21 protein-coding genes are annotated in these 22,993 nt (G+C 31.7%); 3 read left to right on the forward strand and 18 right to left on the reverse strand.

Features of this window, described 5'->3' with window-relative positions; translation table 11 throughout:
* Positions 1 to 43: 43 nt before the first annotated feature.
* From LG649_RS08320 to LG649_RS08350, 7 genes are all read right to left on the reverse strand, one after another.
* Complete coding sequence (locus LG649_RS08320) at positions 44 to 526, reverse strand: 3-hydroxyanthranilate 3,4-dioxygenase (RefSeq protein WP_226543218.1); 483 nt, start codon at positions 524 to 526, stop codon at positions 44 to 46.
* 218 nt (positions 527 to 744) lie between these two features.
* Positions 745 to 2,145 (reverse strand): FAD-dependent oxidoreductase, encoded by a 1,401-nt coding sequence (locus tag LG649_RS08325; protein ID WP_226543220.1) that lies wholly within the window; start codon positions 2,143 to 2,145, stop codon positions 745 to 747.
* Between the two features lie 43 nt (positions 2,146 to 2,188).
* On the reverse strand, positions 2,189 to 3,460 hold the full coding sequence (gene kynU, locus LG649_RS08330; protein ID WP_226543222.1) for a kynureninase: 1,272 nt from the start codon (positions 3,458 to 3,460) through the stop codon (positions 2,189 to 2,191).
* A 202-nt stretch (positions 3,461 to 3,662) separates the two neighbouring features.
* On the reverse strand, positions 3,663 to 4,325 hold the full coding sequence (locus tag LG649_RS08335; RefSeq protein ID WP_226543224.1) for a hypothetical protein: 663 nt from the start codon (positions 4,323 to 4,325) through the stop codon (positions 3,663 to 3,665).
* A gap of 56 nt (positions 4,326 to 4,381) precedes the next feature.
* Positions 4,382 to 5,041 (reverse strand): peptide-methionine (S)-S-oxide reductase MsrA, encoded by a 660-nt coding sequence (gene msrA, locus LG649_RS08340; RefSeq protein WP_226543226.1) that lies wholly within the window; start codon positions 5,039 to 5,041, stop codon positions 4,382 to 4,384.
* 316 nt (positions 5,042 to 5,357) lie between these two features.
* Positions 5,358 to 6,137, reverse strand: coding sequence for a zinc ribbon domain-containing protein (locus tag LG649_RS08345; RefSeq protein WP_226543228.1), 780 nt, complete (start codon positions 6,135 to 6,137; stop codon positions 5,358 to 5,360).
* 3 nt (positions 6,138 to 6,140) lie between these two features.
* Positions 6,141 to 7,235: a Nif3-like dinuclear metal center hexameric protein gene (locus tag LG649_RS08350; protein ID WP_226543237.1), complete on the reverse strand. Its 1,095-nt coding sequence runs from the start codon at positions 7,233 to 7,235 to the stop codon at positions 6,141 to 6,143.
* Positions 7,236 to 7,281: 46 nt separating this feature from the next.
* On the opposite strand from LG649_RS08350, the gene lpxK reads away from it, so the two are divergent.
* Positions 7,282 to 8,292: a tetraacyldisaccharide 4'-kinase gene (gene lpxK / locus LG649_RS08355; RefSeq protein WP_226543239.1), complete on the forward strand. Its 1,011-nt coding sequence runs from the start codon at positions 7,282 to 7,284 to the stop codon at positions 8,290 to 8,292.
* Here lpxK and LG649_RS08360 read toward each other — a convergent pair.
* The 10 genes from LG649_RS08360 to LG649_RS08405 form a co-directional block, all read right to left on the reverse strand.
* Positions 8,282 to 10,507 (reverse strand): ATP-binding protein, encoded by a 2,226-nt coding sequence (locus LG649_RS08360; RefSeq protein ID WP_226543240.1) that lies wholly within the window; start codon positions 10,505 to 10,507, stop codon positions 8,282 to 8,284. The genes lpxK and LG649_RS08360 overlap by 11 nt on opposite strands.
* Positions 10,508 to 10,562: 55 nt before the next feature.
* Entirely contained in the window at positions 10,563 to 11,552 is a 990-nt protein-coding gene (gene gap / locus LG649_RS08365; RefSeq protein WP_226543242.1) for a type I glyceraldehyde-3-phosphate dehydrogenase, read from the reverse strand.
* A gap of 5 nt (positions 11,553 to 11,557) precedes the next feature.
* Positions 11,558 to 12,436 carry a lipoyl synthase gene (gene lipA / locus LG649_RS08370; RefSeq protein WP_226543244.1) on the reverse strand — a complete coding sequence of 293 codons (879 nt, stop codon included), beginning with the start codon at positions 12,434 to 12,436 and terminating at the stop codon, positions 11,558 to 11,560.
* A 78-nt stretch (positions 12,437 to 12,514) separates the two neighbouring features.
* Positions 12,515 to 13,063 (reverse strand): RNA polymerase sigma factor, encoded by a 549-nt coding sequence (locus tag LG649_RS08375; protein WP_226543246.1) that lies wholly within the window; start codon positions 13,061 to 13,063, stop codon positions 12,515 to 12,517.
* A complete protein-coding gene (locus LG649_RS08380) occupies positions 13,054 to 14,166 on the reverse strand; it encodes a glycosyltransferase (RefSeq protein WP_226543248.1) in 1,113 nt (370 codons plus the stop codon). The genes LG649_RS08375 and LG649_RS08380 overlap by 10 nt, the downstream gene beginning before the upstream one ends.
* Before the next feature lie 6 nt (positions 14,167 to 14,172).
* Positions 14,173 to 14,379 carry a membrane or secreted protein gene (locus LG649_RS08385; RefSeq protein ID WP_226543250.1) on the reverse strand — a complete coding sequence of 69 codons (207 nt, stop codon included), beginning with the start codon at positions 14,377 to 14,379 and terminating at the stop codon, positions 14,173 to 14,175.
* 127 nt (positions 14,380 to 14,506) lie between these two features.
* Entirely contained in the window at positions 14,507 to 15,295 is a 789-nt protein-coding gene (locus tag LG649_RS08390; protein ID WP_226543252.1) for an anti-sigma factor, read from the reverse strand.
* A gap of 11 nt (positions 15,296 to 15,306) precedes the next feature.
* Positions 15,307 to 15,837 carry an RNA polymerase sigma factor gene (locus tag LG649_RS08395; protein ID WP_226543254.1) on the reverse strand — a complete coding sequence of 177 codons (531 nt, stop codon included), beginning with the start codon at positions 15,835 to 15,837 and terminating at the stop codon, positions 15,307 to 15,309.
* A 54-nt stretch (positions 15,838 to 15,891) separates the two neighbouring features.
* Positions 15,892 to 16,905, reverse strand: coding sequence for a UDP-N-acetylmuramate dehydrogenase (gene murB, locus LG649_RS08400; protein WP_226543256.1), 1,014 nt, complete (start codon positions 16,903 to 16,905; stop codon positions 15,892 to 15,894).
* Positions 16,905 to 18,095 carry a pyridoxal phosphate-dependent aminotransferase gene (locus LG649_RS08405; RefSeq protein WP_226543258.1) on the reverse strand — a complete coding sequence of 397 codons (1,191 nt, stop codon included), beginning with the start codon at positions 18,093 to 18,095 and terminating at the stop codon, positions 16,905 to 16,907. The genes murB and LG649_RS08405 overlap by 1 nt, the downstream gene beginning before the upstream one ends.
* A gap of 125 nt (positions 18,096 to 18,220) precedes the next feature.
* On the opposite strand from LG649_RS08405, the gene LG649_RS08410 reads away from it, so the two are divergent.
* The gene (locus LG649_RS08410; RefSeq protein ID WP_226543260.1) at positions 18,221 to 19,552 is read left to right on the forward strand and encodes an aspartyl protease family protein; all 1,332 of its coding nucleotides are present in this window, start codon (positions 18,221 to 18,223) and stop codon (positions 19,550 to 19,552) included.
* Positions 19,553 to 19,609: 57 nt separating this feature from the next.
* Here the strand turns inward: LG649_RS08410 and LG649_RS08415 are convergent, their stop codons facing one another.
* Entirely contained in the window at positions 19,610 to 20,026 is a 417-nt protein-coding gene (locus LG649_RS08415; RefSeq protein ID WP_226543262.1) for a DUF1573 domain-containing protein, read from the reverse strand.
* A 285-nt stretch (positions 20,027 to 20,311) separates the two neighbouring features.
* Between LG649_RS08415 and LG649_RS08420 the strand changes: the two genes are divergently transcribed.
* Positions 20,312 to 22,966 (forward strand): valine--tRNA ligase, encoded by a 2,655-nt coding sequence (locus LG649_RS08420; RefSeq protein ID WP_226543269.1) that lies wholly within the window; start codon positions 20,312 to 20,314, stop codon positions 22,964 to 22,966.
* Positions 22,967 to 22,993 lie beyond the last annotated feature (27 nt).

The raw sequence follows: 22,993 nt of genomic DNA on the forward strand, positions 1-22,993 counted from the left end.
TTCTATGCAGCTCATTATATTATAATACAATTAAATAAGGTATTTATTTACCCTTTCCAAATTTGTCGTGGTATCTATCAAAAATTGCAGGCATATCCGTTTCAATGTTTTCTAGAGTAAACTCTTCTTCATAAATTAAGTCGGCTTCTTCTTCAGAATACCATTGTAATTTATCTTTTACGCCTTTTTCTCTGGGATATTCTATAACCAATCCAACTGTATTTGGTCCGCGCTGAGGCGAATGTGGCACTTTTGGAGGTAATAAAAATATCTCGCCTTCTTTTATATGAATGTCTTTGGGTTTGCCTTCATCTATAACTTTTAAAACAATATCGCCCTCAACTTGATAGAAAAATTCAGGCGTTTCGTTATAGTGATAGTCTGTACGGTCATTAGGACCACCAACAACCATTACTATAAAATCGCCATCTTTCCAAACGACCTTATTTCCTACAGGTGGTTTTAATAAATGACGGTTTTCTTCAATCCATTCTTTAAAATTAATAGGCGGATATAATTTACTCATTGTGCTATAATATTTTGGGCGTTACCCTAAAGGGTCAGGCTTTCCGCTATATCTTTTTTAGTTTTTTATTGTGTTTTACTTATGCTTCACAAAACACAATAAAAAACTAAAAAAGGATGCCGCTTCAATCCTTAACGCGGGTTCTTTAAAGCATTAAAATTACCAATAAAAAAGTGAAATTTATTGTGTTTTAACCAGAAATTAAATGCAGTTAAAAATTAATGTAAACCTGTAATTTTATCATTATTTAAAATGGCATTTGTTTTTTCTTTAACCAGTTTTAAAACCGTGTTTAAATCACTATCAACATCAATAACATGGTTTGATAATAAGTTTAAAATAGCCTTATCTTGCGCACGCCCTTTAAGCATGGCTTCTTTGTAGCCAATATTTTCATTAAATGTAACTAAGCTGTATTTAGATGCATAATCTTCAGGGAACTCTTTTTCTAAAGCCATTTCAATTTTTCGTTTTTCTTGAAAAATAACTTGCCCCACATGGTCGCGCATTTCATTAAAATTATCTAAAGCTAAATCGGCAATAGCATCGGTATCTTTTTTTCTGATTTTTTCGTATGCACTAAAAATAGTTTGCCAATCGACATTTTTATTTTGGTTTAAAACAGAATCAAACTCAACAACATCTTCAAACGAGGCATTCATACCTTGCCCGTAAAATGGAACAATAGCATGTGCAGCATCGCCCATAAGCAGCGTATTGCCTTTATAATGCCAAGGCGAGCATTTTATTGTGCCAAGAGCTGCAGTTGGGTTTTTAAAAAAATCTTCAACTAAATTAGGCATAATTTGCAAGGCATCGGGGAATTCGTTTTTAAAGAATTCGGTAACAATTTCTGGTGTGGTTAAATTGTTAAAGTTGTATTTACCTTCGGTATAACTTAAAAAAAGTGTAACAGTAAAACTACCATCTAAATTTGGTAGGGCAATAAGCATAAAATCGCCTCGTGGCCAAATGTGCAAAGCATTTTTATACGTTTTATAATCGCCAGTTTCTGTGGGTAAAATACTCAGTTCTTTATAGCCATGAGTTAAATAGTTTTGCGAAAAACTAAATAGGAATTTTTTGCCTAAATAATAGCTTTTGCGTAAAGCAGAGCCAGCACCGTCTGTGGCTATTATACAATCGGCATCTTCAACAAACTCTGTTTTGTTTTCATAATCTTTAAAAAGAGCTGTAGTATTTTCAAAATCTACCGATTTACATTTTCTATTAAAATAAATATTTACGTTTTCGTGTTTTTCGGCTTCGGTAAGTAAAAGCGCATTAAGTTCGCCTCGAGAAACAGAGTTTATATATTCGTGTTCGCGACCGCTGTAATTCGATAAAAAAGTTTCGCCTTCTTTGGTATGTATCATCCTTCCATGCATAGGTATGCAAAGCGATTTTACTTTATTTTCTAACCCAACTAATTTCATGGTTTTATTACCACGATCTGAAAACGCAAGATTTATAGAGCGACCAGCGGAAATATCGGTTTTTCTTAAATCTGGTCGCATTTCGTAAATATTAACAAAGTAACCGCGTTGTGCTAACCTTAAAGCTAATAAACTACCACATAAACCGGCGCCAATAATTAAAATATTCTCTTTTTGTTTCATGTTATATTTTAGTATTGTTAAAAATACTTCTTATTAAGCTATTTTATGTTTTTAATATCTCTTTAAGTTTTTCTACCATTTTAAAAACATCTTCAAAAGTATTATAAAACGGTGTTGCTGCACAACGTACAACATCTGGTTCTCGCCAATCGGTTATAATATTTGCTTCTATAAGTTTATGGTGTAAACTTTTATCTGCATTTTGCACTTGTATAGAAAGTTGGCAACCACGTTCCTCTGGGTTTTTAGGTGTAATTATTTTTATTTTATTGTTATTTAACTCGTTAATTAAAAATTCGAAATAACCCGTTAGTTTTTCCGATTTTTCTCTTAATGCATCCATGCCAACTTCGTTAAACATATCTAATGATGCTTTTATGGCAGCCATAGAAAGAATGGGTGGGTTGCTTAATTGCCAACCTTCGGCACCCGGCATAACATCGAGTGGTTGGCGCATATTAAATCGGGTATCTTTATTATGGCTCCACCAACCAGCAAAACGTTTTAAGTTTTTATTGTAGGCGTGTTTTTCGTGAACAAAAAGTCCTGCTAAACTGCCTGGTCCAGAATTTAAATATTTGTAAGTGCACCAAGCTGCAAAATCTACTCCAGAGTTGTGTAATTCTGGTTTTATATTTCCGGCACCATGAGCTAAATCTATGCCAACCATACAGTTCTTAGCATGACCAATTTCTGCAATTCGTTTTAAATCGAGGTATTGACCGGAATAATAGTTTACGCCTCCAATTAAAAGTAGTGCAATTTCATCGCCTTGTTGCTCTAAAATGGTTTCTAAATCTTCAATATTTAAAAGTTCTTCACCTTCATGAGGTTTCCATTCTACGATACCATCTTCAGCATTAAAACCATGAAATTCAAGTTGTGTTTGTACCGCATATCTATCGCTAGGAAAGGCATCACTTTCAATAACAATTTTGTACTTTTTTTTTGTTGGCTGATAAAAGCTAACCATTAATAAATGTAAGTTTGTGGTAAGTGTATTCATTACTACCACTTCAATAGGTTTTGCACCAACAATTTTAGCCATACTTTCGGTTAAAAACTCATGATAAGGTAACCAAGGATTTTTGGCTTCAAAATGGCCTTCAACACCAAGTTTTGCCCAATCGTTTAATTCTTGCTGAATATAAGTTTGTGTACTTTTTGGTTGTAAACCCAACGAATTTCCTGTAAAATAAAGCCAGTCTTTTCCGTTTTTATCTTTTGGTATATAAAACTGGTCGCGATATTTTGCTAGAGTATCGTTTTTGTCTTGTTGCAACGCATACTCAAGGCCGTGTTTATAGGTGTGCAATGTGATTTAATTTTTGGGTTTTAACAAAAATAAGAATTATAAGAATAGTAACTGGTACTAATAATAAGGCTTTAAAAAGAAAATGCTTCAATAATATTACTATTGAAGCACTTTGATATATATAGACGCCTTACGCGGAATATTTATACTTTATTTACGTGTAAAACGAATTCTTAGACGTTTATAATTAAATTTTTATGATTTATTTTATTTCAATATTCGATAATTTTAAATTCCAATCGCCTTCTGCCATTTTATGGCTTTGGGCTATTTTTATGCCATTAAAATCTTTATAATCTTCAAAAGTATTGGTTAGTGTGGCTTCTTGTTGGTTTTGCTTTCTAAATACCCACTCTTTAATAATGTATTGGTTATTAAAGTAAATGTCGTAGGCATCGCCAGGAGTATAACCGCCTTGATTTGGATATGTTAATGTGATTTTTTGGAGTTCAATTTGACTAATTGGAGCTATTTCATTTTTTGCCTCTGAAATTGTTACATTTTTATCCCAAACTAATTGAAACGGAAATAATAACCAAAACTTATCGTTTGTAAATGCAGCGTCGGTTTTCGCATTAATAGAATCTATTTTTTTCCTATTGTAAGTTATGGTATCGGTTTCTGTAAAAAGACTAACAGTGTTTGTTTTAGTGTTCCATAACCAATGTCTTCTATCTGCAAAAGTAAATGCAATTTCGTTTACATTATTCCAGTTTATATAACCATGTGCATTTGCAATTTTTTCAGCGGTAGTTAAAACATTAGTATTAGTTTCTGTAGCTGTTTTTAAAGGTTTTGAAACTGTTTTTTCTTTACAGTTAAAAAGTAATAATGAAATAAGTGTAATTTGTATTATGTGTTTCATAAGTTAAAAAAATATCTTTTTTATAAAGATACTTTTTTAACTGTGAAGCTTTATTTTTAATGCCCACTATTTTTTAATACGTCTGGCATTTTTGTTTTAAAACGATTTAATCTGGGGATTGAAACCGCTTTTATATAAGGGTGATTTGGATGCTTTTTTTCGTAGTCTTGATGATAATCTTCAGCGACCCAAAATTTTTGAAAAGGGTAAACTTCTGCGGCTATTGTTTTACCTAATTTATTGGCTAAAGCTTTCTTTTTCTTTAAAATAATTTCTTTTTGTGTATTATTTTGATAAAAAATTATTGACCGATATTGCGAACCACGATCGTTACCTTGACCATTTACTTGGGTTACATTTTGCGATGCAAAATAAACGTCTACCAAAGTTTCAAAACTTACAATGTTAGGGTCGTAAATAATTTCTACTGCTTCTGCATGACCTGTTCTGCCTGTGTTACTAGCCTCGTAAGTTGGGTTTGAAGTATGGCCACCGGAATATCCAGAAATAGATTCTTCTACGCCTTTTACACTTTCATAAATAGCTTCTACACACCAAAAACAACCGCTAGCAAAATATGCTCGGGCTTTTCCGTTTTTTAATGGAACCTCCACAGGTTCTTTATCTACTAAAGTTTCTTTTTGTTTTTTGTTTTGTGCATCGTTTTTACAACTTAACAATACAAATAATCCGAATAAGAGAAATATGTTTTTCATGTTATTATAGACGTTTTTAATTTTTAAACTTAACAATTATAATGTTAAAATAGATTTAAAAAAAAGCCTTTGTGTTTACAAAGGCTTTTAAAAGTAGGTTGGTTGTTCTGGTTAAAGGTTTTGACTAATTCTGATACTGAAGTAATAACACTTGAATTAATAAAGTTTTACAAAATTAATTATTGAATTTTTAAATTGTAAAGGTTTAATAAGGGTTTTATAACCGTGTTTTTCCGGTATTTGATATGATTTTTTAAAATAAAAAAGCCTTCACAAATAAATTGTGAAGGCTTTTTTTATTTTGTAGGAAATTAGACTACAGTTTTGCAAACATTTTTTCCATTTTTTCTTTTTGTTCTTCAGCTAAAACAGCGTCAACTAAAATTCTACCACTGTGCTCGTCTGTAATTACTTTTTTACGTGAAGCAATTTCTACTTGAATTTGTGGTGGAATTGTAAAAAATGATCCTCCAGAAGCACCTCTTTCAATTGGTACAACGGCTAATCCGTTTTTTACATTATTTCTAATTCTGGTATATGCAGCAACTAAACGCGCTTCTATTTGCTCTTTGTATTCTGCTGATTTATCAATTAAAGCTTGTTCTTCTTTTTCAGTTTCAGCTAAAATAGCATCCAATTCACCTTTTTTATGCTTTAAATGCGTTTCACGCTCTTTTAAGCGTTCTTTAGTTTCGGCAATAACTTCTTTTTTCTGTTCAATTTGAAATTTAAATTCTTTAATGTGCTTTTCAGCTAATTCAATTTCAAGTTCTTGAAACTCAATTTCTTTAGAAAGTGAGTTGAATTCTCTGTTATTTCTAACATTTTTTTGCTGTTCGCCGTATTTTTTAATTAAGGCTTTAGACTCTTCAATTGAGTTTTTCTTGTTAGAAATATCGTTATCTATAACTTCTAAACTAGCAACAAGTTTGTCTAATCTTATGTTTAATCCAGCTACTTCGTCTTCTAAATCGCGAACTTCTAATGGTAATTCACCACGTACGTTTCTTATTTCGTCTATGCGAGAATCTATTAATTGTAAATCGTAAAGTGCTCTTAAACGCTCTTCTACAGTTGCTTCTTTCTTTTTAGCCATACTTTAAAAATACTTAACAGGATTGGTATTTGTCTTTGATAAAATGATTGCAAAATTAGTAATTTTTTTTGTAAGATATGCCACTAAAAGGTTTTTTGTGTACTGTTCACTTTCATAATGGCCAATATCTGTTAATAAAATATTGTTTTCTGCTGTAAAAAAGTCATGATATTTTAAATCTGCGGTTATAAATGCATCTGCTCCAGCTGTTTTTGCAGCACTTATGGCAAAACTACCAGAACCGCCTAAAACAGCAACTTTTTTAATTTTTTTATTTAAAAGTGATGAATGTCTTAAAAATGGAGTATTCATCTTTTCTTTTACAAAATTTAAAAAATCAGTTTCATTTTTAGCAGTTTCAAATTCGCCAATCATACCCATACCAATATTTTGATTTTTATTTTCTAGAGTTATGGTTTCGTAGGCGACTTCTTCATATGAATGTGTATTAAAAAGCACTTTTAAAATTTTACTTTCAAGATGTTTGGCGTAAGTAATGGTTATTTTAGTTTCATTTTCGGTATGCGTTTGTCCTTTAATACCAATTGTAGGATTAGCATTTTCGTTTCCGTTAAATGTGCCATAACCATCAACATTAAAGCTACAATTTGAGTAGTTACCAATATTTCCGGCTCCTGCTTTAAAAAGGGCTTCTCTTAGCGTGTTGGCTTCGTTAATAGGCACGTAAGTACTAAGTTTTTTTATGGTTTTATTTTGTGGTATTAAAATATGTTTGTTTGTTAATTGTAATTTATCGCAAATTTTGTGATTAACACCTTGTAAAGCATTATCTAAGGCGGTATGTATGGCATAAATAGCAATGTCGTTTTTTATGGCTTTTAATATGGTACGTTCTACATAATTTTTACCTGTAATTTTTTTTAATCCTTTAAAAATAATAGGGTGAAAGCTAACTATAAGATTGCAATTATTCTCAATGGCTTCATCAACAACAGCTTCAAGAGTATCTAGTGTTACTAATATACCAGTTAAAGTAGTACTTTTATCGCCAACTAAAAGGCCAACATTGTCAAAGTCTTCAGCGTAATCCAAGGGTGCGAATGCCTCTAAATGATTTATAACATCTTGTATAATCATATTCAATTAAATTTTACATCAAATATAAAATAATTACTTTCGTTTAATGAAATTTTTACGATACATACTTTTTCCTGTAGTTCCTGTGTATTTTTTTATAACATGGCTTAGAAATTGGTTATATGATTTAAATATAAAATCATCAAAAAGCTATAATTTACCCGTTATATGTGTAGGGAATTTGAGTGTTGGAGGTACAGGGAAAAGCCCTATGATTGAGTACTTAATAAATGTTTTAAAAACTGAATTTAAAGTTGCTACATTAAGCCGTGGTTATAAAAGGGAAACAGATGGTTTTCAATTGGCAAATTCAGAATCTACGGTTAAAACTTTAGGGGATGAACCATTTCAGTTTTTTAATAAGTTTAAAGATGATATTAGGGTTGCAGTTGATGCAAACAGACAAAATGGTATTGAAAGTTTGTTAAATTTAACTGAAGCTCCCAATATTATTTTACTTGATGATGCATATCAACACCGAAAAGTTAAGGCAGGGTTTAATATACTTTTAACCACTTATTATAAGCCATATTTCAATAATATTGTATTGCCCACAGGAGATTTACGCGAGCCTAAAAGTGGTGCTAAAAGAGCAGATGTTATTGTTGTTACTAAATGCCCTGAGCAATTATTGGATGCTGATAAACAAATTTTTATTAATAAAATTAAACCCACTGCTAAACAGGAAGTATTTTTTAGTGAAATTGTGTATTCCGATAAGGTTTATTCTCAAAATGCTTCAAAACTTTTAAAAGAATTAATTTCTCAGAAATTCACTTTAGTTACAGGCATTGCTAATCCAATGCCACTGGTGAATTATTTAAATAGTCAACATTTAAAATTTAACCATTTAAATTACTCAGACCATTATAATTTTAAAGCTGAAGACATTATCGAATTACAAAAAGAGCAATTAATACTTACTACCGAAAAAGATTTTATGCGTTTAAAAGGGTATGGGGTTTTAAAAACAAAGTTGTTTTATTTACCTATTACAGTAAAACTTGATCGAGAAAAAGAATTTGTAAGTAAATTAAAAAACTTTGCTAAGCGGTAGCTTTTCCGGATAAGGCATTATAAAGTTTTTTCTCGAACTCTTCTTGTTTAAAAGGCTTTGGTATAATATCTGTAAAACCAGCTTCTTCAAACTCCTGCATTTTATCTTCAATAGTTACAGCTGTAAGCGCGTAAATTGTAAGTTCTTTGTCAAAACTACGAACAATTTTTGTTGCTTCAATACCGCTTATTCCAGGCATGTGAATATCCATTAAAACAATATCAAATTTATTCGCTTTAATTTTACTAACAGCATCCTCTCCATTATCTACAATTTCACAATTTAATCCCATTTTGGTTAAAATTTTCTTAGTAATCATTTGGTTAATTTTATTATCCTCGACTACTAATATTTTTACTTTTGTAAGATCGAATTCTGTGTTTACACTATCAAAATAATTTGTTTTATTTTCAACAGCTTCTTCAACCGTTGTATATTCTAATGGTATTTCAAAAAAGAAAGTGGTGCCTTTTCCTAATTCACTTTTTACATAAATAGTACCTTGTAAAATATCTATTAAACCTTTTACAATTGATAAGCCTAGGCCTGTACCTCCGTATTTTCTATTAATTTGAATTGAGCCTTGTGAAAAACTTTCAAACATATGGTCTTGCTTCTCTTGGCTAATTCCAATTCCGTTATCTTCAACTTCAAATCGAAGGGTGTATGTTTTATCTTTTTGGGCAATTTGGTATACACGTATCCATATATCACCATTTTTTGTGAATTTTATAGAATTACCTACGAGATTAATTAATATTTGTGAAATTTTTAATTGGTCTGCAATAAAGTTTTCTGAAAGTTCTGGATCATATTCAAAATGAATATTAACATTATTATCCTGTGCAGAATTGTTTAAAGCTAGTATAATATTGTTAATTTTCTTTTTAAGGTTAAACGTTTCAGGTTCAATATCCACTTTATTAGCTTCAATTTTATTTATTTGAAGGATGTCGTTAATAAAAGTAAGTAAGTAATCTCCTGAAAATTTTAATGATTTTAAATGTTGTACTTGCTCTGGTTTTGGGTTTTCATCTAATAGCATGTTGCTAATGCCCGTAACCGCATATAGGGGTGTGCGTAACTCGTGAGTTACGGTTGATAAAAAATTAGCTTTGGTTTTAGAGGCTAATTCTGCTTTTTCTTTAGCTACAATAAGTTCCGAGTTTTTTTTATGGAGCATATTGTTTGTTTTTAGCCTTATGTTATTGTTTTTGTATAGTGATAATGTTAAAAGCGATAAAATTGTTATTAGCGCAACACTTAATATAGAAATTAATGTACTTAGGTCATTATCAGATTCAGATTTTTTTAATTTTCCAGACACATCTTGAAGTTCTTTAGTAACATCAGCAAGTTGTGTTTTTGCTTCTAAAGCAATAGAGGAGTTAGCATTTTCTAAATTTCTTATAGAATCTGCTACAGTTATATATGCATGTAAATATTCTCGTGAAGATTTGTAGTTTCGTACTGTGTTGTATATGTTACTTAAAACTAAGTAGCCTTTAGGTAATAAATTTGTAAAATTGTTGTTTTCTGCTAATTTAATACCATCTTGGGCATAGCGAATGGCTTTTTTATTTTCACTCAATTTGTTGTAAATAACACTTAGGCTAATTAATGCTTCTCCTTGTGCTTGTAAAAAATCAATGTTTTGTGCTTCTACAAGTGCTTGTTCAATTATAGATCTAGCTTTACGATAGTTATTTAAATCAATATAGGTTTGTCCCTCAGCTAAAAGCGCTTGTGTGAGGTTTTCGTATAATTCTTCTTCTTGAAATTTTGTTTTAGCAGCTGTATAAGAATCTAAGGCTTGGTAGTAGTCGCCTTTGGTTTTATAAATGTCTCCAAAAGTTTTATAAGACTTTCCTAGGTTAACATTATCGTTTATAATACGCTGTACTTCTATAGCTTTACTTAAAGATTTTATAGCTTTATCTTCTTGCCCTAATATTAGTTGAATTTTACCTTTTATAGCATGTATTACACCTATACTTTGTTTATCATCTATACTATTTGCTAAATTTAAGGCTTCGTCTAAGTTTATTTTAGCATTGTAGTAATTATAATTGTCTAAATATTCTTGAGCTTGTTTTATTCTGTAGTTAATGCTATTCAAAGTCATTTCAGGGTCGTTCTCAATTTTGTTTTGAGAATAACTGGAAACGAATAAAAGCATTAAAATAATTGAAATATAGGCTTTTATAAGAGACATATTTAGAGTTTGAAAAAAACAAATATACATTTTTTACCGATTAAACGTGTTTTTTTCACGGCAAATTACAAATTAAATCAATGATTCTTTGCGAATAACCGGTTTCATTATCGTACCAACCTATTATTTTAACCATATTTCCAATTACCGAAGTCATTTCCGAATCAAAGATACATGAATGTTTATTTCCAATAATATCAATGGATACAATAGGGTCTGTGGTGTATTCAATAATATGTTTAAATTTTCCTTGAGATGCTGTTTTAAACGCTTCATTTACATCGTTTATGCTAACCGTTTGCTTTACATTAAATGTTATATCGGTTAAAGAGCCGTTTATAACCGGAACTCGAATGCCACAACCTCCAATAACTTCAGATAAATCTGGAAAAATTTTTGTTAGTGCTTTAGCTGCTCCGGTTGTAGTTGGCACAATAGATTGGCTAGCTGCTCTCGAGCGGCGTAAATCTCTATGCGGTTGGTCGTGTAAACTTTGGTCGGTGGTGTAAGAGTGTACTGTTGTAATATAAGCTTCGTTTATACCACATAGTGTATTAATAACTTCAAACATTGGGGCTGCGTTGTTTGTGGTACACGATGCGTTAGATATTATTTTTTCAGAGCCATCTAATATATAATTATTAACTCCTAAAACAATAGTTTTTATATCATCTTCAATTGGTGGAACACTTAAAATTACTCGTTTTGCACCATTATTTAGATGATGATTTAATTCTGGAGTTGTTTTAAATTTACCTGTGGATTCAATTACAAAATCCACATTAAAGGGCAGCCAATTTATTTCTTTTGGATGATTATGATTTAATAACGGAATAGTGTTGTTATTTACAATAATGTTATTGTTTTCACTTGAAATAGTACTGTTAAATATTCCATGTACACTATCGTATTTTAATAAATGACTTAAAGTTTTAGCATCAGCTAGATCGTTTATGGCAACAACGTTTATATTGTTGTACTCTTGAAGAAGTCTAAAAACACGCCTGCCTATTCTGCCAAAACCATTTATGGCAACATTAATCATTGTTTTTAATTAATATGTTTTTGAGCATGGTAAGACGAACGCACTAATGCACTACTTTCAACATGGCGAAATCCTAGGCTTAAACCTATTTCTTCATACTCTTTAAATTCGTCTGGGTTTACAAAACGTTGTACGGGTAAGTGTTTTTTACTTGGTTGTAAATATTGGCCAATAGTTACTACATCAACGTCGTTAGCTTTAAGGTCGTGAAGGGTTTCAATAACTTCTTCTTTTGTTTCACCTAAACCAAGCATTATTCCGGATTTTGTTCTGCGTTGCCCTTGCTGTTTTAAGTATTTTAAAACACCCATACTACGGTCGTATTGTGCTTGTATTCTAACTTCACGGGTTAAACGACGAACGGTTTCTATGTTGTGTGATACAACCTCTGGAGCCACATCAATAATTCTATCTATATGTTTTTCAATACCTTGAAAATCGGGTATTAATGTTTCCATAGTGGTTTCTGGGTTCATGCGGCGAACAGCCTTAACGGTTTCTGCCCACATAATACTTCCCATATCTTTTAAATCATCTCTATCAACACTGGTTAAAACAGCGTGTTTAATTTTCATGATTCTAATTGAGCGCGCTACTTTTTCAGGTTCGTCCCAATCAACGCTTTCTGGTCTTCCAGTTTTTACACCACAAAATCCGCAAGAGCGTGTACAAACGTTTCCTAAAATCATAAAGGTGGCAGTACCTTCACCCCAGCATTCACCCATATTTGGGCAGCTACCAGAAGTACAAATAGTGTTTAGCTTATATTTATCAACCAGACCACGTAATTCGGTATATTTTTTCCCTGTAGGAAGTTTTACACGAAGCCATTTTGGTTTTGGTTTGCGCTCTGGCAATATATTTGAAACTGTTTCTGTATTCATATAAAAAAAGTGTGATTACAAAGATACAAAGTATTTCTGTTAAATTGTATAGGAGGAAAGGTAATAAGGTTTTTAGGTTTAAGCCTTATTTATAATAATATCTGCCAGTAGTTTTTTAGCACGAAGTAGTTTAACTTTTACGTTGTTTATAGGTTCGTTAAGCTGTGCTGATATTTCTTTATAGCTTAATTCTTGAAAATAGCGTAAGTTTATAATGTTCTGGTAATGAGGTTTTAGTTTTTTTATGTCGCGAAGTAATTTTGCTAAATTTTGCTCTGTTATGAGTTTGTCTTCAGGTGAAGGCGACTCGTCTAGAACTTTATAGACTTCCTCAGTGTTTTTTGAAATGATTTGATTGATAGAGTTTTTCTCTTTGCGGAGTAAATCGATATGAATATTTTTTGATATAGTAATTAACCATGTTTTAAATGTATAATTACTGTTATAAGTGTCAATTTTATCGAAAGCCTTAGAAAAAGTTTGTATGGTTATGTCTTCGGCATCGTTTTCGTTTTGAGTTCGCTTTAGCTGAAATCCGTATACAGCATCCCAGTACTTATCTAAAAGAAAATTAAATGCTTTCTGGTTGTTTGCTTTTGCAAGTTTAATGGCGTTTTCTACTTCCAATAGTTGGGTTTTGAAATAAGATTATTTATAAATATAGTTAATTGTACGATAATTAAAAATATTTCTAAAAAGGGTAATAAACCTATTAAGCCTTTTTCATGTAAAGTTTTTGTGGATTTGTGAACTATAATGTATTGAGTTATCAGCTTTAAAACAAATAAGCTAATTACTAATTCCCAGTTAAATAGTAATGCAGATAATAGTATAAATAAAACCCAAAACATAAATTGTGTTAGGTAATTTAAACCCAATAAAATTTTGTGTTTAATTTTGTAATATTTAGCAGTGCTTACATGCCTGCGTTTTTGCTTGTACCAATGTTTAAATTTAAGTTTAGGTACAGAAATTGTAAAGCTATTTGGTGTTATACAAATAGCGGTATTGTTTTTATTTGCAATTTGATTTATAAATAAATCATCGTCTCCAGATTTTATTTTCATGTGGTTTGCAAACCCGTTAACTTTAAAAAAATCTGTTTTGGTATAAGCTAAATTTCGGCCAACACCCATATAAGGTAAGCCAATTTTAGCAAACGAAAAATAATGAATTGCAGTTACCAGGGTTTCATATCTGATAACTTTGTTTAAAAAAGATTTGTCCTTGGTTTTATATTTTCCATATCCTAAAACAATAGTTTTAGGGTTGTTAAAATGAGAGGTCATTTCGCTAATCCAGTGTTTGGAGGCTGGTTTACAATCTGCATCGGTAAATAATAAGTGCTCGTGAGAGGCTGCTTTTATGCCCATAGTAAGGGCAAATTTTTTATTACCCCAAAACGTTTCGTAGTTTTCTACATTTACTATTTTAATGTTTTTGTTGGTATCGGCAAAATGCTCCATCACATCCAGAGTATTATCGCTTGAAGCATCGTTAATTAAAACAATTTCAAAATTTGAATACGCTTGAGAGATTATGGAGGGTAAAAAAGTTTTTAAATTTTCAGCTTCATTTTTAGCACAAATTAAAACTGAAACAGAGATGTTGGTTTTTGTCTGTTTTTGTTCCTTAAAAAAAGCAAGTTTTGAAAAAATAAAAAGATAAAAAAGTATTTGAATACCAACTACAATAATAAAAATGTAGAAAATAACATCAAGAAACGCCATGAGGTTTTATTCCTGATGTTGTGGCTCGTTACAATCGCTAAATTGATCTGGAGTTTTACCACAAAACCCACAGGCTTCACCACTTTTGTTTAGCATTGGGTTTTGGCTAGCGCAGGTGCCAGCAAATTTACCATCCTTTTTTGCCCAAATTTTAATAGCAATTCCTGCTATTCCTAAACCTAGCATTGCTATAGTGATTAAAAGAAGTTTCATTGAATATAAATTTTTGCAAAGATAATAGTTTTAGTTAAACGCAATAGTATTTTCGGGATATAAAAAATCCCCATTTAATTTTTTAAATGGGGATTTTTTATTTTTGATTATTGCTATTAATCTAAATTTAATGTAAGTCTATTTCTGCTACAGAGTTATCTGTAGAGGCGGTTTGATTTCCTCCTTTAGGTTCTATTGTAATGCTTAAAGCTAAAGCGTCTTCTAAATAGGGTACTTCTTTTAATTTTCTGTCAGCTTCATTTAAAATTCCTAAACTAACCATTTTACCTTGTAGTTCTGCCCAAATTTGGTAACATTGCTCTTCTGGTAATTGTGGTAATGAAACCACATCAATCATTGATGTTTTTTCCTTTGGATTAATGTAGGCAACGGTTTTTAAATCTTTAGCACGTTCGTTTCCTTTTATTATATATTTTTCTGTTTCTGGGTTATTAAGCTTCAAAAGTTGACGCATAACATTGTCTAACATTAAATTGTTTTTGTCAATATCACTACGTAAATCAAAAAGCTCATCTACAACCACTTGGTTTTCTTCAGATAGTTTTAAATTTTGATTATAAAATATATACGAAGTAGCTGCAAATGCTATAGCTGTAATACTTGCAGCAACACCAAATTTAAACCAACTTTTAGTGTTTTTTTGTGGTTTTAATTTTACCACGGGTTTATCATCAAGTTCATCTAAAATATTATTTAAGATGCCTTTAGGGGCTTCAACAGCATTACTTTTTGCAACCACTTCCAGGTTGTGCTGTAATAAGTTGTAGGCATTCTGTACTTCTGGATATCTTGCAATGTAAGATTCTACCATTATTGTCTCTTCAGAAGTAGTATTACCAATTAGATATTTGTCTAATAGGCCAGAATTTAAGAAAGTAATTATTTTCTCATTCATGACTTAATTAATTAGGGGTTGTAAATTTTTTTCAATTCGCGTAACCCAATTTTTAATCTTGATTTTATGGTTCCTAACGGAATATTTAATTCGTCGCTAGCTTCTTGCTGCGTCATACCTTCAAAAAACAAGGCATTTAAAACTATTTGATACTTTTCGTCTAAACTGCTTAAATGCTTTTTTATATCTAGGACGTCTTGGTTTAACTCTGTTGACGATACTTTATATACGTTTGAGGTTTCAATTTGGACTTCTTTGCCAGATTTATTTTTGATGTTCCTAACTTTATCTATGGCACAGTTATAAGATATACGATACAACCATGTAAAAAGTTTTGCTTTGTTAGGATCGTATTTTTTGGCATAGCGCCATATTTTTACAAAGCTTTCTTGTAATACATCTTGCGCCGTATCATCATCTGTTATTACTTTTTTTATAACGCCATAAAGGGCGTCAGCGTAGTTTTCGTATAACAAACTAATAGCTTTTTTATCGCCTTGCTGTAAAAGGGCAACAATTTCTTTTTCTATGGGAGCAATCAATTTATGGCTGGTTGTTAAATGTTTTAATTTTCAAATTTAGAAATTTATCCGAAATTAAATAATATTTACTTCGGCTTCAATAGAAATGTTAAAAATTCGTTGAACGGTGTTTTGTATTAATTTAGAGAGGTTTAAAATATCGTTACCAGAAGCACCTCCATAATTAACAAGAACTAAAGCTTGTTTGGTATGCACGCCGTAATTTTTAAAACGTTTACCTTTAAATCCGGCTTGTTCTATAAGCCATCCTGCAGGTATTTTAATTTCGGTGTCGCTAACAGGGTAATTGGGTACATTATTAAAATTAGAGGATAGTTTATTAAACTCACTTTTATTTATTACAGGGTTTTTAAAAAAGCTTCCGCTATTACCTATGTCTTTTGGATTTGGTAACTTGCTTTCTCGAATAGCGATTACGGCTTTAGAAATACTTTGAATAGTAGGAGTTTTTATCTGCATGCTTTCAAGCTCTGCAGCAATAGTACCATAATTAATGTTAAGTTTGTGGTTTTGTTTACTTAATTTAAAAATAACAGAGGTAATTATATGTTTGCCTTTAGCTTCTTGTTTAAAAATAGAGTTTCTGTAACCAAATTTACATTCCGCTTTGGAAAACGTGTTTTTTTGAAGATTATTTATTGAAATGGTTTCACAAGACTCAAAACAATCTTTCAATTCTACTCCATAAGCTCCAATGTTTTGAATAGGCGCAGTGCCAACATTGCCGGGTATAAGGGAAAGGTTTTCAATTCCGCCAAAATTATTTTCAATGCACCAAAGTACAAAATTGTGCCAATTTTCGCCTGCTTGTGCTTTTACATATACAAAGTCGTCGGTTTGTGAAACAATTTCAATGCCTTTTAAATTTACATGAATTACTATTCCAGCAAAGTCTTTAGTTAGTAACAAATTGCTTCCACCGCCCAAAACTAATCGGTTTTTATACTCTTTTAATGATAATACTTGTTTTAAATCATCAATGGAATTTACAGAAACAAAATGATTTGCAACCATATCAATTCCAAAAGTGTTATAGGGTTTTAAAGATATGTTTTGTTGTATTTGCACTAGTTGTTGTAAACTTTTAAGGCTTCTTTTAAAATATTAGTAGCTTTTAATAGGCTTTCTTTATTAAGCACATAAGCAATTCTTACTTGGTTTTTTCCAACTAAGGGTGTTGAATAAAAACCAGAGGCCGGAGCTACCATAATGGTTTCTCCATCCAGATCAAAATCTTCAAGAAGCCATTGCGCAAAATGATCAGCGTCGTTTATTGGTAATTCAGCAATGCAATAAAACGCTCCTTTAGGCTTGGCAACTTTAACGCCTTCAATACCTTTTAAAGCTTTAATTAATGTATTGCGACGACTTAAGTATTCTGCATTTACCTCAGTAAAATAGCTTTTAGGTGTGTCAAGAGCGGCTTCACTAGCAATTTGTGCATATGTTGGCGGACTTAAACGGGCTTGAGCAAATTTTAAAACCGTAGACATAACGGTTTTATTTTTTGAAACTAAACTACCTATACGTGCGCCACACATACTGTAACGTTTAGAAACCGAATCTATTATAACAGCATGTTCGTCCATGCCTTCTACTTCTAGTATAGAAAAATGTTTTTCACCATCGTATACAAATTCACGATATACTTCATCGGCTACTAAAAATAAATCATTTCGTAATGCTAAATTAGATAATTTTCGAATTTCTTCCTCAGAATATAAATAACCTGTTGGATTGCCAGGGTTACAAATAAGAATCGCTTTTGTTTGTGGAGTTATTAATTTTTCAAAAACTTCAATATTTGGTAAAGCAAAATTGTCTTCAATATTACATACTGCAGGTACAACTTTAACTCCGGTAGCCGTAGAAAAAGCAATATAATTAGCGTAAAAAGGTTCGGCAATAATAACCTCGTCTCCAGGATCCATAATACTGCTAAATAAAAATATTAAAGCTTCGCTAGCCCCGGTGGTTACAATAATATCTTTATCGCTTACATTAATATTAGTGTCTTGGTAGTATTTAGCTAGTTTTTGGCGATATGAATTTATGCCTTCAGATCTGGAGTAAGACAAAATTTCCACCGAATTATTTTTTACAGCATCTAATACATTTTGAGGGGTTTTAATGTCGGGTTGCCCAATATTTAAATGATAAATATACTTTCCTTGCTCTATTGCTTTTTCGGCAAAAGGTACAAGTTTACGTATAGGCGACTCGGGCATTAAACGCCCTTTTGTAGAAATTTTTGGCATCAAAAAATATTTAAGCGGCAAAGTTGAGAAAATTATTTTAAAATTATTTTAAAAGATCGGCATAATTATTGCGACAAAAACGGAAAGTTTGTTAAATTTAAGAAACCAACTAAATTGTAATTGTCATGAAATCCTGCTTGTTCTTTGTCCTTTTTTTTTATGTAGGTATTGTAAGTTATGCTCAGGATAGTTTTAAGGTTTTAAATGGCAAAAAATCTCATAAAATACAATTTAAACTAATAAATAACCTTGTTATTATTCCTGTTGAAGTTAACAATGTGAAATTATCCTTTTTGCTAGATACCGGAGTGAGTAAGCCTATTATTTTTAATTTATTACATGTAGAAGATAGTTTAAAGCTACAGAATACAGAAACAATTGAGCTCATGGGGTTTGGCGATGGAGAACCTATTAAAGCAACAAAATCTACAAATAATGTAATTAAAATAGGAGATGCAATTAAATTAAATCAAGATTTTTATGCGGTTTATGATGCCGATTTAAATTTAGCTCCCAGGTTAGGAATACCTGTTCATGGTATTATTGGTTACGATTTGTTTAAAGATTTAACCGTAGAAATTAATTATTCCAGAAAATTTATAAGGTTAACAGAACCAGAATTTTATAAATATAAGAAGAAGAAAAATAGCGAAAAAATTCATTTAGAATTTTATAATAACAAACCATATATAAATGCTGAAGTTGAGCTAGATAAAATAAAAATACCTGTAAAATTACTTATAGATTCTGGAGGAAGTGATGCGCTTTGGTTATTTGAAGAAGATGAAGTTGGTATTCACTCTGGTAACCATTTTTTTTATGATTTTTTAGGACATGGCCTTAGCGGAAGTGTATTTGGTAAGCGGTCTAAAGTTGATGCTTTTTATTTAAAAAGTTTTTATTTTAGTAAAGTAAATGTAGCATACCCAGATTCAAGTTCTGTAGTTAAGGCAAAACACAATAAAGCAAGAAATGGTAGTTTATCTGGTAACATTTTAAAGCGATTTAACGTGGTTTTTGATTATCCTACGGGGTTCATAACTTTAAAGAAAAATGGCTTTTTTAAAGAAAAATTTAAATACAATCGTAGTGGTATTGAACTTGCCCACAATGGTGTGCGCATAATTAGAGAGTTAGATCAAGGTAATATAATAGCAGCTCCAGGTAATAATCCTGGAGGGGCAAACAAGAATACTATTGTAATAGATCCAAAATATACCTATTCGTTAAAGCCGGCCTTTGTTATTGTAGAGCTTCGCAACGATTCGCCAGCTGCTTTAGCTGGTTTAAAAATAGGAGATATGGTGTTAAGTATTAATAATAAGGAAACTCATCGTTACAAGTTACAAGATCTTATGTATATGTTTTATGATGATATTGGTAAACGTATACAAATAACAGTGGAGCGTAGAGGTGTAATTTTAAATTTCGAGTTTAAATTAAAGTCGCCTTATTAAAATTAAAAAGCCCAAGCATTTGCTTGGGCTTTTTTATCGAGTAATCTTTAAAAAAGATTATTGTTGAACGATGCTTTTGTCTTTTTTCTCTAAAACACTAGCTTTACTTGGGTCTATAACTTCCCCTTTAATTTTTAAAGCTACAGTTGGCGTTTCAGCGTTAGACTGTACTGTAATTGTTTTTCTAATTGGGTTAACACGGTTTGTGTCGTATTTAACTTCAATTTCTCCAGTTTTACCTGGTAAAATAGGATCTTTTGGTTTTTTAGGGATTGTACATCCACAGCTAGAAGATACCTTAGTAATAACTAAAGGCTCATTACCTGTGTTAGTAAATTCAAAAACTCTTACACCATCGGCACCTTTTTCAATAGTACCATAATCTATAGTTTCGGTCTTAAATTCAATTTTAGCTTGAGCATTCACAGCAAAACTGAATAACCCAACAAATAAGATTGTAATTAAATGTTTCATAATTTTAGTATTTATTTCAAATTAATTACCCTTTTTTAATTATAGTTTCAGGGTGAATATGTATTTCATTTTCATAAAAAACTTCGTCAAACATACTTACTTTTTCCACAACCTACAAAAAATATAGATGTATTACACCTTTATTAACATATTTAACAAAGTTGAAAGTACATTCTTTATTGTTGCCAGTTATAAAATTAAGCTCGTATTAAAGCTGAATAAGACTTTTACAAAACAAGAAATATAAGTACTTTTGCCAATTATTATTCAAAAACTATTCCAAAGATGAGTATTCCATCAAAATACGATGCACAACAGGTAGAAAACAAGTGGTACGACTACTGGATGACACATAATTACTTTCATTCAGAACCAGATGAGAGAGAGCCGTATACTATTGTAATTCCGCCACCAAACGTTACAGGAATTCTTCACATGGGGCATATGTTGAATAATACCATTCAAGATGTATTAATTCGTCGTGCACGTTTACAAGGTAAAAATGCCTGTTGGGTTCCGGGTACAGATCACGCATCTATTGCTACCGAAGCAAAAGTTGTGGCCAGATTAAAGGAGCAAGGTATAGATAAAAACGATTTATCTCGCGATGAGTTTTTAAAACACGCCTGGGATTGGACGCATGAATACGGTGGCGTTATACTTGAACAATTAAAAAAACTAGGATGTTCTTGCGATTGGGATCGTACCAAATTTACTATGGACGACGATATGAGCGAAGCCGTAATAAAAGTGTTTGTAGATTTATACAACAAAGGCTTAATTTACCGTGGTTATCGAATGGTAAACTGGGATCCTGAGGCAAAAACAACATTATCGGACGAGGAAGTAATTCACGAAGAGCGTCAAGGTAATCTGTACTATATTAATTATAAAATTGAAGGTAGCGACGATACCTTAACTATTGCCACTACACGTCCTGAAACTATTTTTGGCGATACCGCTATTTGTATTAACCCAGAAGACGAACGTTTTACGCACTTACGTGGAAAAAAGGCCATTGTGCCAATTTGTAACCGTGTTATTCCAATTATAGAAGATGAATATGTAGATCTCGAGTTTGGTACAGGTTGTTTAAAAGTAACACCAGCACACGACGAAAACGATAAAAACCTTGGCGACAAACACAATCTTGAGGTTATCGATATTTTTCATGAAGATGCTACATTAAATAGTTACGGTTTACAATTTGAAGGTCAAGATCGTTTTGTGGCTCGAAAATCTGTTGCCAAAGAACTAGAAAATATTGGTGTTTTAGTAAAAACAGAAACACATATAAATAAAGTAGGAACCTCAGAACGTACAAAGGCTGTAATCGAGCCTAGATTAAGCGATCAGTGGTTTTTAAAAATGGAAGAACTTGTAAAACCAGCAATAGAAGCGGTTTTAGGCGAAAATAACGATATCCAATTATTTCCTAAAAAATTTGAAAATACCTATCGCCACTGGATGGAAAACATCCGCGATTGGAATATTTCGCGCCAATTACTTTGGGGACAACAAATTCCAGCTTACTATTACGGTGAAGGAAAAGAAGACTTTGTAGTAGCCGAAACTATCGAAGAAGCGGTTAAGTTGGCAAATGAAAAACTTAATGTCACTTCGAGCGCAGTCGAGAAGCCAATTACAGCAGACGACTTACGTCAAGAAACCGATGCTTTAGACACTTGGTTCTCGTCATGGTTATGGCCAATGTCGGTTTTCGATGGTATTCGTAACCCAGAAAACGACGATATAAAATACTATTACCCAACAAACGATTTAGTTACAGGTCCAGATATTTTATTCTTCTGGGTAGCTCGTATGATAATTGCTGGATACGAATATAAAGGAGAAATGCCATTTAAAAATGTGTATTTAACCGGTTTAGTTCGCGATAAGCAGCGTCGTAAAATGAGTAAATCTTTAGGAAACTCGCCCGATGCTTTAAAACTTATAGAAGAATACAGTGCAGATGGTGTTCGTGTTGGTTTACTATTAAGTAGCGCAGCAGGAAACGATTTGTTGTTCGATGAGTCTCTATGTCAACAAGGTAAAGGTTTTGGTAACAAAATTTGGAATGCTTACCGTTTAGTTGATGGTTGGGAAGTTTCGGAAAGCATAGAACAACCAGAAGCAAGCAAAATAGCTATTTCTTGGTACGAATCTAAATTCCAAAAAGCATTAATCGAAATAGAAGATCATTTTAGTAAATACCGTTTAAGCGATGCTTTAATGGCAATTTATAAATTAATTTACGATGATTTTTGTGGTTGGTTACTAGAAATGGTAAAGCCAGCGTACCAACAACCTATTGATGCTAAAACTTATAATGCGATTATTGCTATTTTTGAAGATAATTTAAAAATTGTACATCCGTTTATGCCATTTTTAACTGAAGATTTATGGCATTACATAAAAGACCGCACACCAGAAGAAGCTTTAATTGTAGCCAGTTGGCCAGCAGCTAAACCAATTAACGAAACTTTGATTTCTGAATTTGATTTTGCTTCGGAAGTGATTTCGGGTATTCGAACCATTAGAAAAGAAAAGAACATTGCTTTTAAAGATACGATTGGTTTTTCTGTTATAAACAACGAAAAGTCATCCACAACTTTCGATGCTATAATTACTAAAATGGGTAATTTAGAAGCTATTGATTATGTAGATGAAGCCGTTGAAGGAGCATTAACGTTTAGAGTAAAATCGAACGAATATTTTGTACCAATGGTAGGCGCAATTGATGTTGAAGCTGAAATTAAAAAACTAACCGAAGAGTTAAATTACACCGAAGGGTTTTTAAAATCGGTGCAGAAAAAACTATCAAACGAGCGTTTTGTAAATAATGCACCAGAGCAAGTTGTAGCTAGCGAGAAAAAGAAAGAAGCCGATGCTTTAGCTAAAATTGAAACGTTAAAGACTAGTTTGGCTAGTTTGGGGTAGGTTTTATTATTGTGTTGTAGGTGAGTT

Origin of the sequence: Neotamlana laminarinivorans (genome assembly GCF_020523925.1) — a bacterium.
GTDB classification, from domain to species: domain Bacteria; phylum Bacteroidota; class Bacteroidia; order Flavobacteriales; family Flavobacteriaceae; genus Neotamlana; species Neotamlana laminarinivorans.